Source organism: Bacillus sp. URHA0034 (genome assembly GCF_056280405.1).
In genome coordinates this window covers 2,434,508-2,447,943 of the sequence record NZ_JBWCDK010000002.1, presented here as the reverse complement: position 1 = coordinate 2,447,943, position 13,436 = coordinate 2,434,508, and the positions used below count along the sequence as shown (strand labels likewise).

General features: G+C 41.6%; 13 protein-coding genes and 1 pseudogene. 13 read left to right on the top strand and 1 reads right to left on the bottom strand.

Translation table 11 applies throughout. The annotated features are described in order from the left end of the window. Window positions 1–34: 34 nt before the first annotated feature. From ACZ9EE_RS13750 to ACZ9EE_RS13710, 9 genes and pseudogenes are all read left to right on the top strand, one after another. Window positions 35–1,232, top strand: a pseudogene (locus ACZ9EE_RS13750) (MFS transporter). A gap of 157 nt (window positions 1,233–1,389) precedes the next feature. Then, complete coding sequence (locus tag ACZ9EE_RS13745) at window positions 1,390–2,163, top strand: FtsZ/tubulin family protein (RefSeq protein WP_476027898.1); 774 nt, start codon at window positions 1,390–1,392, stop codon at window positions 2,161–2,163. A 24-nt stretch (window positions 2,164–2,187) separates the two neighbouring features. Continuing rightward, on the top strand, window positions 2,188–2,502 hold the full coding sequence (locus ACZ9EE_RS13740) for a hypothetical protein (RefSeq protein ID WP_476027897.1): 315 nt from the start codon (window positions 2,188–2,190) through the stop codon (window positions 2,500–2,502). Window positions 2,503–2,698: 196 nt separating this feature from the next. Then, window positions 2,699–3,460 carry a TerC family protein gene (locus ACZ9EE_RS13735; RefSeq protein ID WP_476027895.1) on the top strand — a complete coding sequence of 254 codons (762 nt, stop codon included), beginning with the start codon at window positions 2,699–2,701 and terminating at the stop codon, window positions 3,458–3,460. Window positions 3,461–3,598: 138 nt separating this feature from the next. Continuing rightward, window positions 3,599–4,348: a sulfite exporter TauE/SafE family protein gene (locus ACZ9EE_RS13730; protein ID WP_476027893.1), complete on the top strand. Its 750-nt coding sequence runs from the start codon at window positions 3,599–3,601 to the stop codon at window positions 4,346–4,348. Between the two features lie 55 nt (window positions 4,349–4,403). Continuing rightward, window positions 4,404–5,315, top strand: coding sequence for a Gfo/Idh/MocA family protein (locus ACZ9EE_RS13725; RefSeq protein ID WP_476027891.1), 912 nt, complete (start codon window positions 4,404–4,406; stop codon window positions 5,313–5,315). Between the two features lie 263 nt (window positions 5,316–5,578). Continuing rightward, window positions 5,579–7,024, top strand: coding sequence for an N-acetylglucosamine-specific PTS transporter subunit IIBC (gene nagE / locus ACZ9EE_RS13720; protein ID WP_476027890.1), 1,446 nt, complete (start codon window positions 5,579–5,581; stop codon window positions 7,022–7,024). A gap of 101 nt (window positions 7,025–7,125) precedes the next feature. Next, entirely contained in the window at window positions 7,126–7,728 is a 603-nt protein-coding gene (locus ACZ9EE_RS13715) for a class I SAM-dependent methyltransferase (protein WP_476027888.1), read from the top strand. A 70-nt stretch (window positions 7,729–7,798) separates the two neighbouring features. Continuing rightward, window positions 7,799–8,815, top strand: a complete 1,017-nt coding sequence (locus tag ACZ9EE_RS13710; protein WP_476027886.1) for a DUF418 domain-containing protein — start codon at window positions 7,799–7,801, stop codon at window positions 8,813–8,815. Window positions 8,816–8,925: 110 nt separating this feature from the next. Here the strand turns inward: ACZ9EE_RS13710 and ACZ9EE_RS13705 are convergent, their stop codons facing one another. Next, on the bottom strand, window positions 8,926–9,405 hold the full coding sequence (locus ACZ9EE_RS13705; RefSeq protein WP_476027884.1) for a hypothetical protein: 480 nt from the start codon (window positions 9,403–9,405) through the stop codon (window positions 8,926–8,928). Between the two features lie 220 nt (window positions 9,406–9,625). On the opposite strand from ACZ9EE_RS13705, the gene ACZ9EE_RS13700 reads away from it, so the two are divergent. The 4 genes from ACZ9EE_RS13700 to ACZ9EE_RS13685 are packed head-to-tail and all read left to right on the top strand — an operon-like array spanning window position 9,626 to window position 13,245. Next, entirely contained in the window at window positions 9,626–10,576 is a 951-nt protein-coding gene (locus tag ACZ9EE_RS13700; RefSeq protein ID WP_476027882.1) for an ABC transporter permease, read from the top strand. Further along, complete coding sequence (locus tag ACZ9EE_RS13695; protein ID WP_476027880.1) at window positions 10,569–11,522, top strand: iron chelate uptake ABC transporter family permease subunit; 954 nt, start codon at window positions 10,569–10,571, stop codon at window positions 11,520–11,522. The genes ACZ9EE_RS13700 and ACZ9EE_RS13695 overlap by 8 nt, the downstream gene beginning before the upstream one ends. Continuing rightward, window positions 11,519–12,280, top strand: a complete 762-nt coding sequence (locus ACZ9EE_RS13690) for an iron ABC transporter ATP-binding protein (RefSeq protein WP_476027878.1) — start codon at window positions 11,519–11,521, stop codon at window positions 12,278–12,280. The genes ACZ9EE_RS13695 and ACZ9EE_RS13690 overlap by 4 nt, the downstream gene beginning before the upstream one ends. A 14-nt stretch (window positions 12,281–12,294) precedes the next feature. Continuing rightward, entirely contained in the window at window positions 12,295–13,245 is a 951-nt protein-coding gene (locus ACZ9EE_RS13685) for a siderophore ABC transporter substrate-binding protein (RefSeq protein ID WP_476027876.1), read from the top strand. Window positions 13,246–13,436: the final 191 nt, after the last annotated feature.

Below are 13,436 nucleotides of genomic sequence, written 5' to 3'. Positions count from 1 at the left end.
ATTGTGGAAAAAAGAAGGGAAGAAGGTTTTATCGTTGGAGAAGCTGCAACAGGGAACGACTGCGTTTCGAAAGGCCAATTTTGCTCTCTTTGCCGGAGGTTTTATTACCTTTTCGATTCTTTATGATGTCCAGCCTTTACTGCCAATCTTTACAAAAGAATTTGATGTCACAGCGGCGGCGGGGAGTCTGACATTATCGGTAACCACGTTTACGCTTGCTATATCCATGCTGTTTATTAGCTCATTATCTGAAGCATGGGGGAGAAAGTCGATTATGTCGGCCTCATTATTACTCTCTTCACTAATCGTGATGATCACCTCTTTTAGTCCGACATTTAGCTCATTACTAGGTTTTCGTATTCTGCAGGGAATAGTGCTCGCAGGACTTCCGGCGATTGCGATGGCCTACCTTGGTGAAGAGGTTGAACCAAGGAGTCTAGGAATTGCGATGGGCATCTATATCAGTGGAAATTCCATTGGCGGCATGGCAGGCAGAATTATTACCGGGTCCCTTACCGATCTGTACTCTTGGCGCATTGCGATGGGGAGTATTGGAATCATTAGTTTAATCCTCAGCGTCTGGTTTTGGTTTCATCTTCCGAACTCCCGTCACTTTACACCAAAGCCTTTACAGTTAAAAGCATTAAGCAAATCCCTAGTTGGACATTTAAAGGATCCAGCTCTATTGTGTTTATTTTGCATTGCTTTTATTTTAATGGGAAGCTTTGTGACTTTGTATAATTATATCGGCTTCGAGCTGCTGGAACCTCCGTATCACTTAAGTCAAACCATTGTGGGCTGGATTTTTATCGTTTATCTGACTGGAACGTTTAGTTCGACTTGGATGGGGCGTCTTTCTGATACCATGGGACGACAGAAGGTATTATGGATCGGTCTCGTGATTATGGTTACCGGAGCATTATTGACTCTGTTTGCCCTATTAGTGTTAAAAATAATCGGGATTGCGGTCTTTACGTTTGGCTTTTTTGGGGCACATTCCATTGCCTCGAGCTGGGTTGGCAGACGGGCGCGCACAGCCAAAGCTCAAGCGTCGTCGCTTTATTTATTTTTCTACTACTCTGGTTCAAGCATTGCCGGTACTGCGGGGGGGGGTTTTCTGGTCCCATTTTGGCTGGGGAGGGGTTATTGGTTTTATTGCTTGTTTACTTCTGCTGGCCTTTCCAATATCACTCAAACTCTCTTCCATAAAACCATTGCAGGCAACAAATTAAACAGTCTTTCTAAATTTTTGAAAAAGAACCTTTCAGATAAGAAAAAGGTTCTTTTTTTACTTTTGAACGGAACTATTTTGTGCTTTTTAAAAATGGTAAAGTCTAATTTTAAAAAATATGAGTATTATTTTAAAAGAAAGGGAGGGGATAGTAGAAAATGGTGAAATCTATTGGAATTTTGGGTGTAGGCCAGGCAGGTGGAAATATTGCGGAAATTGCTGCCTCTATGGGCTTCCAAGCCGCCCTGATAAATACAAATCAACGAGACGGTACCGTCAATACAAGGGTCGAGAAGAAATACTTTGTCCCGGGATACAGCGGGGCCGGCCAGGATCGGTCGATTGGGTTAAAAGCAGTGAATGAGAATTACCGGGAATTAATCGACTTTATCAAAAAGTCCTTCAAGAATATTAAACTGTTATTAGTAGCCTTTTCTACGGACGGGGGGACAGGGTCAGGAATGAGCCCGCTCCTAATGGATATCTTATTAGACCAGCTGCCCGGGGTCAACATCGGAGCGATCGCAGTGGTCCCGGACCGTAATGCACTGGCAGGAAACCGCATCAATGCCGCAGCCTGCATCGAGGAGATTTCCAGAATTGAGTCCTTATCCTCCGTATTCCTTGTTGATAATGATCAATTACGGAAGGTCAATCCTCAATCAAGTAAACATCAGATCTACCTTTCTTCCAATCATCAAGTCATCGAGGCCATTAATAATGTGCTGCAAGTAACAAGAAAGAGTTCCTTTTTTGGGAACTTCGATGAAACCGATTTAATGAATATTCTCGGAACAAGAGGTGTTACCATTATCTCGTCAACCACCATCACGGATGCAAAGACTACTGCGGATGTCTCCAGTAAAATTCAGCAATCGTGGGTTAACTCGATTTTTTGCCCGGTTGAATCTACTGGCGTCATCAGAGCCTGATTAATTTATGAAGGTCCTGAAAGTATGGCAAAACTAATCAATGTTCCATCGATTTTTGAAAGGGTTGGAGAACCAGTTGAGTTATTCGAAGGAACCTATATATCGGAATCAGACCCGACCATAACAACTGTTTTGGCAGGGCTCGCATTTCCAGGCCGCCGTTTGAAGGCCCTTGAAGATCTCCTGGAAAAAAATAAAGACCGGCTGCAGAACTTGGTGAATAAGGAATATACCCAACATTACGAGTCGCAGGTTTCCTGGGCTTCTAACTTAAAAGCGCGTCAGCAGGAGAGAAAAGCGGGGAACGTTACATCCAAATTATCTAAATATCAAAGGTAAAACGAAGGGTCAGTCTTTTTCTCCGAGGCTGGCCCTTTTCTATTGGGTAATGCTCCCATTTTTAGGCTATAATAAAAGGAGGAAGTGCGTAGTTAGGCGAAAAACTAGTTGGTTAAGCAATTTATACGCTAAAATAAATCCAGGCAACGTGTTAGGAAACAGCTGCAGTTTTTTGGAAAAAAAGGAGAAATGAACGATGTGGGAAGAAGTAGTATCAAACTTTGCCTCAATGCTTAATTGGCATATGTGGGCAGATGTATTGACCTCACCAAAGGCGTGGGGATTAATTGTATCGTTAGCGGTGCTGGAATGTATTTTATCGGCTGATAATGCTTTGGTTTTATCCGCTTTTGTGAAACCATTACCAAAGCAGCAGCAAAAAAAGGCCTTAGTTTACGGACTATGGGGAGCGTATTTATTCCGGTTTATTTTTATTGGGCTGGGAACGTTTTTAATTAAGCTTTGGTTTATTAAGTTGATTGGTGCGCTTTATCTACTCTGGCTTTCCGTTAAGTTCTTTATGGACAAGCTGAAAAGTAAAGAAGGGGAAGACGAGGAGGAAGTGCGGGAGCCGAAGGGCTGGCTGACCCAAACATTTGGGGTTTTTTGGGCAACGGTTATTAGTGTGGAACTAATGGACTTAGCCTTTTCCGTGGATAGTATCCTGACCGCACTTGCCGTTTCCGATGAAGTTTGGGTTGTCTTACTTGGCGGTATGATAGGGATTCTTTTGATGCGGGGAGTAGCGACCTTCTTCATCAGTTTAATGAACAGGGTACCAGAGCTCGAGACGACAGCGTATTTCTTAATTTTGTTTATTGCCGTTAAAATGGGGCTTACCCTTGTTGATATCGAGATAGCAAATGAAATTTTTATCGTCGTACTGGTGGTAGCCTTTGTGATTACATTTATTGTCCATGGTATCCGGAAAAACAGGACGGAAAAATTATCACATTAAAAACGCTTGACTGCTATTGACATTATTGGAAGCAAAACTCAATATTGATATAGAAGCAGAAGAATGCATTAATGGTTCTTCTGCTTTTTAAATACACCTTGGGATTTCGTAGATGCTAGATTAATAGGGGATAATAAAATGTGGAGTTTATTTCATTTGAACATATCAGAGTGGATATGGTTAATTGTTGCAGCGGTTTTAATCGGTTTTTCAAAGACGGGAATAAACGGCTTTTCAATGCCGGTCATCCCGATCATTGCCTTAATTTTTGGAGGGAAAGAGTCGACTGGAACCATCTTACCCTTGTTAATTATGGCTGATCTTTTTGCCATTTATTATTATAATCGCCATGCGGACTGGAAAAATATTAAGCAATTAATTCCCTGGGTGGCGGCAGGGCTATTATTAGGGCTGTTCGTTGGAGAGTATACGAATGACGAACAATTTAAGATGATTATTTCTATTTGTGTAATCGTTTGCTTATTTATTTTGATTTATATGGAGAAAAAGGGTGAAGAAGCTAAGGTCCCTAAAGGGAAGTGGTTTTATGCCTTAACGGGAATTCTTAGCGGTTTTGCCTCCATGATTGGTAATGCAGCGGGACCAATCTTTACAGTTTTTCTATTAGCCAAAGGGTTTAAAAAGGCGGAATTTCTGGGGACAACTGCATGGTTTTTCTTCCTCGTCAATGTATCAAAGGTACCTATGCAAATTTTGGCGTGGCATAACATCCATTTAAAAACGCTTTTATTGGCTGTGATCTTGATACCAGCTATTGCTATCGGTGCGATTTTAGGTGCATTTTTAATTAAAAAAATCAATGAAAAGCCTTTTCGAATTATTATCATCGTGGTTACTGCTCTATCAGCAATAAAATTATTAATTTAAGCAAGATAATGGATATTCTTAAAAATACTAACGAACTTTTTAGGAGAGATACATTGTGGCTAAATTCGGTGTAATTGGGCTCGGAGATATTGCGCAAAAGGCGTATCTGCCAGTCTACAGCAGATTGAAGGATCAAGAATTTCACTTTTTTACACGTAATCAGGAAAAGCTAAAGTCCCTTGGCAGCCAATATCGGTTTGAACATCTTCACTCTTCACTAGAATCCTTGCTAGACAGTGGGATTTCTGGGGCATTTGTCCATTCCTCGACTGCGTCTCACGAGGAAATCGTAGAGCTATTACTTCAACACAACATCCATGTGTTTGTCGATAAGCCGATTACAGACTATTATGAGGGTGCAGCAAGACTAGTCGAATTGGCTGAAAAGAAGGATCTTATTCTAACGGCAGGGTTCAATCGAAGATTCGCCCCCTCCTACCAGCAGCTAAAGGAGGTAGCTAATCCCAATATGGTTATGGTCCAGAAGCACCGAAAGGCACTTCCAGGGGAGCCCAGGACCTTTATTTATGACGACTTCATCCATGTTGTTGATACCATGAGATATTTATTTCCGCATCCGATCGAAGAGTTAATTGTTAACGGCAGAATGGTCGAGGACTCCCTTTACCATGTCATTGTTCAGTTTATATCGGGCGGAGCAACAGCAATTGGAATCATGAACCGGGACAATGGCACAAATGAAGAAATCGCTGAGGTGATGGGGCCTCTGGAGAAACGCAGTGTTTATAATGTTTCAAAGTTGGTTGTTTCAAAAGGGACGGAGACGATCGAGGTGCGGGGCAATGACTGGGAGTCGACTCTTAAGAAACGTGGTTTCGAGCAAATGGTTACGGAGTTTGTAAAGGCAGTTACCACGGGGTCAAAGGTAAGCATAGCGGCAATGGATGCGCTAGAAACACATGAGATCTGTGAAAGAATACTTTCCAAACTAGGAAAGAATCATTAATACGCCTTTTTAGGCATGGAGGTAACATGAAAGGCCGCTAAGGCTCTTTTATTGTACCTCCATGCTTTTTTATTTTTTTCTTTTGTCCTAATATCAGTAATAGGAGTTAATACCTGACAGTAAACTATTATAGGGAGCAAGGTCCTAGAGGAGGTGATTTTTAGAAAGGGAGCAGCTATCTTTATAGTTTAATAGTCATTATTTATTCGTTTTGTTTTTGATAGTTGCAGCAGCGAAGATAATCAGATTAGGGGGTAGAAAAAGTGAAAAAATATCTCCAACGAGTAGGAAGTTCTTTGATGCTACCGGTTGCAGTCCTCCCGGCAGCGGCGATTTTGATGGGTATCGGGTATTGGATTGACCCAACCGGCTGGGGGGCAGACAGTCCGCTTGCTGCCTTTTTAATTAAGGCAGGGAGCTCGATTATTGATAATATTCCGATTCTGTTTGCAGTAGGTGTCGCTCTTGGGATGTCGAAAGAGAGGGATGGTTCGGCAGCATTGAGCGGGTTAGTTGCTTTCTTAGTTGTGACCACATTACTTTCAACAGATGCAGTGGCATTACTAGAAAGAATAGATCCTTCAAAGGTGGACCCCTCTTTTATAAAAATTAAAAATGCCTTTGTTGGAATCATTTCCGGTATTGTTGCTTCGATTATGTACAATCGCTATAGCCATGTTAAATTACCCGATGCCTTTGCATTCTTCAGCGGTAAACGCTTAGTGCCAATAATGACAGCCGTTTCGATGCTGGTGGTTTCCGGGGTACTATTCTTTATATGGCCAATCATTTATACTGCCTTGGTTACATTCGGTAAAACAATCAGTGATTTAGGGGCTGTCGGTGCGGGTCTTTATGGTTTCTTCAACCGTTTATTAATTCCAACAGGATTACACCATGCCTTAAACTCGGTGTTCTGGTTTGATGTGGCTGGAATCAGTGATATAACGAACTTCTGGGCAAGCAAGGGCGTAAAGGGTGTAACGGGAATGTACCAAGCTGGATTCTTCCCCATCATGATGTTCGGACTGCCTGCTGCTGCTTTGGCCATGGTTCATACGGCTAAAACTAAGGAAAGAAAGCAAGTCGCTTCGTTAATGCTAGCTGCTGGCTTTGCCTCTTTCTTTACAGGTGTAACGGAACCGATTGAGTTTGCGTTCATGTTCCTCGCTCCGATGCTTTATCTGGTGCATGCGATTTTAACAGGACTATCCTTGGCGATTGCAGCAGCGTTCCATTGGACAGCTGGCTTTGGATTTAGTGCTGGGCTTGTGGATTTTGTATTAAGTTTTAAAATTCCAATTGCCAATAAACCGTATATGTTAATTGTTCAAGGCCTTGTTTTTGCCGTTATTTACTACATCCTATTCCGTTATATCATTGTGAAATTTAATTTAATGACCCCTGGCCGTGAAGAGGACGATGATCAGGCTGTGGAAGAAAAGGCAGCGGGTGAAAGCAAGTTTGCATCAATGGCAGCGATCATTTATGAAGGCTTGGGCGGCGATGAGAATGTTGTTTCAGTGGATAACTGTGTCACCCGCCTGCGATTAGAAGTAAACGATATGAGTAAAGTCGATCAGAAGAAAATTAAATCGACGGGTGTACCGGGAATTAACATCGTTGGTCCGCAAAGCATCCAAGTTATTATTGGTACCAATGTTCAATTTGTAGCCGATGAGGTTCATAAGCTGCGTAAAGGAAAATAAAGGGATTAGGAACCGCTTAGATTTGTTATCATCTAAGCGGTTTTTTATGTTCCTGTTTGTTAAACTATAAATAGTGGAAATAGAGATTATAGGAGCTTCTGATGAAGGAATATTATTATGATAAATTACTTAACATTAAAACCCGCGGGGACCAGCAGGGATTTAACAAGTCCTTGCATTATCATCGTTACGAACCGACTCCATACAGCGCGCTCGAGGAGTTGTTCCGTCATTATGAAATTAATAACGACGATTATATTGTGGACTTTGGATCAGGGAAGGGCAGGCTGAATTTTTACCTTCATTATTTTTTTGATGTAACAGTTGTCGGGGTAGAGATGAATGAGGATCTTTATGATGAGGCGCTGTTAAACCAAAAGCGCTATGTGAAAAAGAATGGCAAAGGTAAAATTCAATTTGTTTGCTGCCTGGCAGAAGAATATCAAATCAACCATTTCGATAATCGGTTTTATTTCTTTAATCCGTTCTCGATTCAAGTGTTTCGGAGAGTGGTTAACAATATCTTACGCTCCTTGGAAGATACGCCAAGGGAAGTGGAACTTGTTTTATATTATCCGACCGAGGATTATATTTATTTCCTAGAGCAGGATACGGCTTTCGAACTGAAGAAGGAAGTAACATTACCATATGTGTATGAACACAACCCAAATGAACGGTTTATCATCTATAAACTAACACTGTGAGCAAGTTTATAGTAAAAATGGTGACAGGCACCGTTTGTTAGTGGTAAAAGTAACGGATTAGGAGTTTAGTATGAGTGCAATAGGGGAAAATGAGCGGATTGATGTGTTGGATTACTTGCGGGGGTTTGCATTACTGGGTATTATTTTGGTTAATATTGGGACATTATTGGCGGCCAATCCCCTGGCAGCAGGTACCGCCGATGCTGCTTATTGGAAGTTCTTGTATTTATTTATCGAAGGCCGTTTTTATACCATTTTCACTTTCTTGTTTGGTATCGGTTTCTATCTTTTCATCAACCGTGCCAATTCAAAAGGTAAAAAAGGACAAGTTTTGTTTGTACGGAGACTGATGGTGTTATTCCTATTTGGAATAGTACATATGCAGTTTCACCCTGGAGAAGCATTAACGCTATACTCCGTCGCAGGTCTAATCCTCCTCCCATTTTACAAAGTAAACAGAACTGTTAATCTCTTGTTTGGCATCGTCATGCTAGTTGTATTAGGTCTTTTTGCTGCAAAAATAGTTATGGTTATTCCCCTGATGCTGTTGGGAATCGCTGCAGGACAATATCATGTTTTTGAACGAATCTCCCATCACCTCAAAGCAACAGCTGTTTTTACCGTTATCATGTTGGTCCTAGGACTGGGCGGGCTAATTTTTCAATATCAGTCGGCCCCAATCTTGATCGGCAATACTGCGGATGAAGCGATATCCGTGCCGCTGCATCAATTTATTAGTATTGGCATTACGATTGGTCCTGTGGTTTCTGCCTTTTATGTGGGCAGTATGATCATGTTGATTCAAATACCCTTTTTTCGCAGGCTATTTGCCCCATTAAAAAGCTATGGCAGGATGGCATTTACGAATTATTTAGGGCAAACGGTCTTGATCTTAGTGGCAGGAAAAGTACTGCAGCTGCAAAGCCATATTAGCTATTTTCAGACCTTATATGTATGCTTGGCTATATATGTCATCCAATTAATCTATAGTACACTTTGGCTTCGCTATTTCAAATTCGGCCCATTAGAATGGGTTTGGAGAGCCCTGACCTATCTAGAGTTACCGCCGATGCGAAAAAGAAGCTAGCTGAGCCTGCGCCGTCCGTCCGGCAGGTGGTAATTCATAGTATAAAACCAAGTGCCAGACCCTAACATTGAATGTGGTCTGGCACTTGGTTCGTTTTGCAAGCATCCTAATTACTTTAATTTTACGTCATGTTCTTTCGCCAGTTTGTTTAACTTAGTCTTATAATCCCGAATATGCTCTCTTGCATCGGCCAGCATATCATTTGCCTTCTGAATTAATGCCGGATCCTGTTCTTCTAAGGCCTGTTTAATCGTAACAAATGCTTTAAATTGAATGTCAGCTCCCTCAATATAAATCTCGTGAATCTTCCTTAACTCATCTGTTTCTATCTTGACAGAATCCAGTTCCTTAATAAATTCATTGTAGTTTGGAATCACTTCTTTCGTTAATGCATCGTACATCGTCTGGTCATCCTGATAATTCGCTCCAGACACCCCTTCGTAAGCAGAAACCGCTGCCGCTTCTAATTTCCCCGCTGGTTTGATTTCCTTGTTCACATAATTCAACAGATCATCTTGTACAGGGTCGCTAAAGCAGCCTGACAACAGCAAAATGATTGGAAAAACAAACGCTAAAAGTCTTTTTTTCACTGCAGTCACCTCCTAATCCTCAATTTATGAGGTGCTGGAAGTCCAATATGTTAGGGGGGGAAAATCCTTTTTTCTAAGAAAACGTTAAACAAGCCACTAAATTTAATTGATAAAAATTCTCAATTACATATTGACATCATTTTTGCCAATTGTTTATACTTGATGTAAGTGATAATGATTTTCAATATCATTTATACAAAATAAACCTATGGAGACAGTGATGAAGAAACGATATCTTTTATTGGTGTTAGCTATATTGTCAGGGGCCTCATTATTTGTCGGAGTTAGCAGCATATCACCTAGTGATCTCCTAAACTTCCAATTTGAAGAAACGCAAATATTTTTAATCAGCAGGGTACCGCGGCTGATCGCCATCGTCCTTGCCGGGGCAGGTATGAGTATTGCGGGTCTAATCATGCAGCAACTGAGCCGTAATAAATTTGTCTCACCAACAACAGCCGGAACACTGGATGCCACCCGTTTAGGAATATTGGTGTCAATGCTGTTATTTGCAAACGCCTCAATGATGCAAAAAATGCTTGTCGCCTTGGCATTTGCACTTGCGGGAACGTTTTTATTCATGCAAATTCTAGACCGTATTAAGTTGAAGGATGCCATTTTTATCCCACTAATAGGCTTAATGTTCGGCAACATTTTATCTTCCGTCACAACGTTCTTTGCCTACAGGGCGGATGTAATTCAAAATATGGCGGCCTGGCTTCAAGGAGATTTTTCAATGATTATGAAAGGCCGCTATGAACTCCTATACATAAGTATCCCAATTTTGATCATTGCCTATTTCTATGCAAACCGATTTACTGTTGCCGGAATGGGGGAAGATTTTTCAAAGAATCTAGGCCTTGCCTATCGGAGAATCGTCAATATTGGATTGGTGCTCGTTGCCCTAATAACGGTAACGGTTGTACTGACAGTCGGAATGATTCCGTTTCTCGGTTTAATTATTCCGAATATCATCTCCATTTTTAAAGGGGACCACTTGCAAAAGACGCTGCCGCATACGGCCTTACTCGGAGCATGCTTTTTGCTAGTTTGCGATATTCTTGGGAGACTCATCATATATCCTTACGAGATTTCGATCAGTCTTATGGTCGGGGTCATCGGCAGTGGAATCTTCCTCTATCTGCTTTTTAGGAGGAGAGCCTATGCGTAACCAGTGGATGAAAATGGGGAGTCTTATCTTAGCCGCACTTTTGTGCTGCGGGGTGTACTTATTTCACGACCTTAATGGAAGCTTTGATTATGCCCTCCCCAAAAGGGCGATAAAGGTCATCGCCATGGTCATTACAGGATTTACGATTGCTTATGCCACGGTGGTGTTTCAAACCATTACCCATAATCGAATCCTCACGCCGAGCATAATGGGGCTCGATGCTCTCTATTTGCTCTTGCAAACCGTGATTATTTTCTTTCTTGGTTCTGGCCATGTGGCAGTGGTCAATAGGCAGGTTAACTTTTTAATCTCGATTGTTGTGATGATAATCTTTGCCCTTGTTCTATACCGATTTCTTTTTAAAAAGGGCAGTCAGTCGATTTATTTTTTATTGCTAATCGGTATTATTGTCGGAACCTTTTTCTCGAGTATATCTACCTTCTTTCAAGTGCTGATAGATCCGAATGAATTTCAGATGGTTCAAGACCGAATGTTTGCTAGTTTTAACAATATTAATTCGGACTTGGTCTGGCTGGCGCTGCTGCTGGTAAGTGTCGTGATTATTTATGCCTGGCGTTATATGAAATACCTCGATGTATTGTCATTGGGGAGGGAGTGGGCGATTAATCTTGGCGTCCCCTACGATTCTATTGTAAAAAAGATGCTGATTATCGTGGCCGTCTTTATATCGATATCAACCGCACTTGTTGGGCCGATTACCTTTTTTGGCTTAATTGTGGCTAACCTTTCCTATCAGCTTTTTAAAACCTATAAACATAAGGTTCTCATTAGTGGGGCGATTGTAATGAGTGTCATCGCCCTTGTCGGCGGTCAATGGGTGGTCGAACGAATTTTTACTTTTTCAACCACGCTCAGCGTCATCATTAACTTTATCGGCGGGATTTACTTTATCTATCTACTTTTAAAGGAGAGGAAAGCAGCATGATCCAAGTGAAGTCTTTAACGAAGTTTTACGGGAAGAAAGCAGTTGTCGAAGATGTTACTGTAGATATTCAGCCTGGAAAAATAACCTCTTTTATTGGGCCAAATGGTGCCGGGAAATCAACACTTTTATCCATGGTCAGCCGGCTGCTCGATGCCGATACGGGTGAAGTACTTGTCGATCAGTCCAATGTCCGCATGTTGAAGTCCAATGAGTTTGCCAAATCCGTTTCAATTTTAAAACAATCGAACTACATGAATGTCCGTCTCACGATTCGCGAACTTGTCTCATTTGGCCGATTTCCCTACTCCAAAGGGCGGCTCACCGAAGCGGATGAGCGGATGGTGGATCAATCGTTAGTATATATGGGTCTTACGGACCTGCAGGATTGTTTTTTGGATGAATTATCGGGAGGACAGCGGCAGCGCGCCTTTATTGCGATGGTAATTGCTCAGGATACTCAGTACATACTGCTCGATGAGCCGCTGAACAATCTGGATATGAAGCATTCGGTTCAAATAATGAAAATCTTGCGCCGCTTAGTAGATGAACTTGGAAAAACGGTTGTTATTGTCCTTCATGATATTAATTTTGCCTCCGTCTATTCGGACTGGATTGTCGCGATGAAGGACGGGAAGGTGGTTAAAAACGGCCCGACTGAGGAAATTATCCAATCGGAGGTATTAAATGAGATTTATGATATGGATATACCGATTCAAGAAATGAACAATTGCCGAATTTGCGTTTATTTTAATTCATAAAAGGGGATGAAGAGATGAAAAAGTGGAGTTTACTAGGGTTTATTTTTACATTGATTTTGGTGTTAGCAGCTTGCGGCGGGACAAAAGAGGAGGAGGCTTCCCAATCAGCGTCCTCTAGCGAACAATCAGACGAAAAGGTGACCATTAAACATCAGTATGGTGAGGCAGTGATTGAAAAGAACCCGAAGAAGGTGGTCGTGTTTGATTTTGGTGTACTGGATACATTAGATGAATTAGGAATCGAAGTGACCGGTGTTCCGCAAGTGACAATTCCTTCTTATTTAAAGAAATACAGTGATAAGAAATATACGAATGTCGGCAGCTTGAAGGAGCCGGATTTCGAAGCGATTCATGCTTTAAAGCCTGATGTGATTTTTATTTCAGGACGTCAAGCGGAATTATACGATCAGTTTGCTGAGATTGCCCCTACGGTTTATGTGGGAATGGATTATACCAACTATATGGATTCCTTTACGAGAAATATGAATTTAATCGGTGAGATTTTTGGGAAAGAAGATCAAGTGGACGGCGAATTAGAAGAGATTCAAGCAAGAGTAAAGGATTTGAATAAAAAGGCAGCTGCTCTTAACCAAAAAGGGCTGGTTGTTCTGGCAAACGAAGGAAAAGTGAGTGCTTACGGCCCAAGCTCACGATTTGGTCTTATTCATGATGTATTTGGCTTTGGAGCGGCTGATCAGAATATTGAAGTCTCTACCCACGGGCAAAGCATTACATTTGAATACATTAAGGAGAAAAATCCGGACGTATTGTTTGTGATTGACCGGGCCACTGCAGTAGGCGGGGAAATCGGGGCCAAAGAGATCGTAGAGAATGAATTAGTTAAAAAAACAGCAGCCTATCAAGATGATAAGATTGTTTACTTAGACGCAGACTCCTGGTATCTAAGCGGCGGTGGTTTACAATCAATGAAAGATATGGCTGCAGAGGTAGAAGCAGCCTTTTAAAAGAGAATAACCGAGAAAACCAACGCTTGGCCATCGATAAAGGCCAAGCGTTTTTATGCGAATGTCCAGACGGGACGGACAAATTAGAAGAAATGTTCTTTTGTGGTGCCTGACACCATAAATTTACCTCTTTTCTTTATCGAAAAGTTCTGTAAAATGAAGTTTGAGAGATTATGTGTTTGGGAGAGATA

Excerpts from the sequence above, each read along its gene's own strand:
- ACZ9EE_RS13745 (WP_476027898.1), top strand. The coding sequence starts at position 1,390 with ATGGTGAAATCTATTGGAATTTTGGGTGTAGGCCAGGCAGGTGGAAAT.
- ACZ9EE_RS13740 (WP_476027897.1), top strand. The coding sequence starts at position 2,188 with ATGGCAAAACTAATCAATGTTCCATCGATTTTTGAAAGGGTTGGAGAA.
- ACZ9EE_RS13735 (WP_476027895.1), top strand. The coding sequence starts at position 2,699 with ATGTGGGAAGAAGTAGTATCAAACTTTGCCTCAATGCTTAATTGGCAT.
- ACZ9EE_RS13730 (WP_476027893.1), top strand. The coding sequence starts at position 3,599 with ATGTGGAGTTTATTTCATTTGAACATATCAGAGTGGATATGGTTAATT.
- ACZ9EE_RS13715 (WP_476027888.1), top strand. The coding sequence starts at position 7,126 with ATGAAGGAATATTATTATGATAAATTACTTAACATTAAAACCCGCGGG.
- ACZ9EE_RS13710 (WP_476027886.1), top strand. The coding sequence starts at position 7,799 with ATGAGTGCAATAGGGGAAAATGAGCGGATTGATGTGTTGGATTACTTG.
- ACZ9EE_RS13700 (WP_476027882.1), top strand. The coding sequence starts at position 9,626 with ATGAAGAAACGATATCTTTTATTGGTGTTAGCTATATTGTCAGGGGCC.
- ACZ9EE_RS13695 (WP_476027880.1), top strand. The coding sequence starts at position 10,569 with ATGCGTAACCAGTGGATGAAAATGGGGAGTCTTATCTTAGCCGCACTT.
- ACZ9EE_RS13690 (WP_476027878.1), top strand. The coding sequence starts at position 11,519 with ATGATCCAAGTGAAGTCTTTAACGAAGTTTTACGGGAAGAAAGCAGTT.
- ACZ9EE_RS13685 (WP_476027876.1), top strand. The coding sequence starts at position 12,295 with ATGAAAAAGTGGAGTTTACTAGGGTTTATTTTTACATTGATTTTGGTG.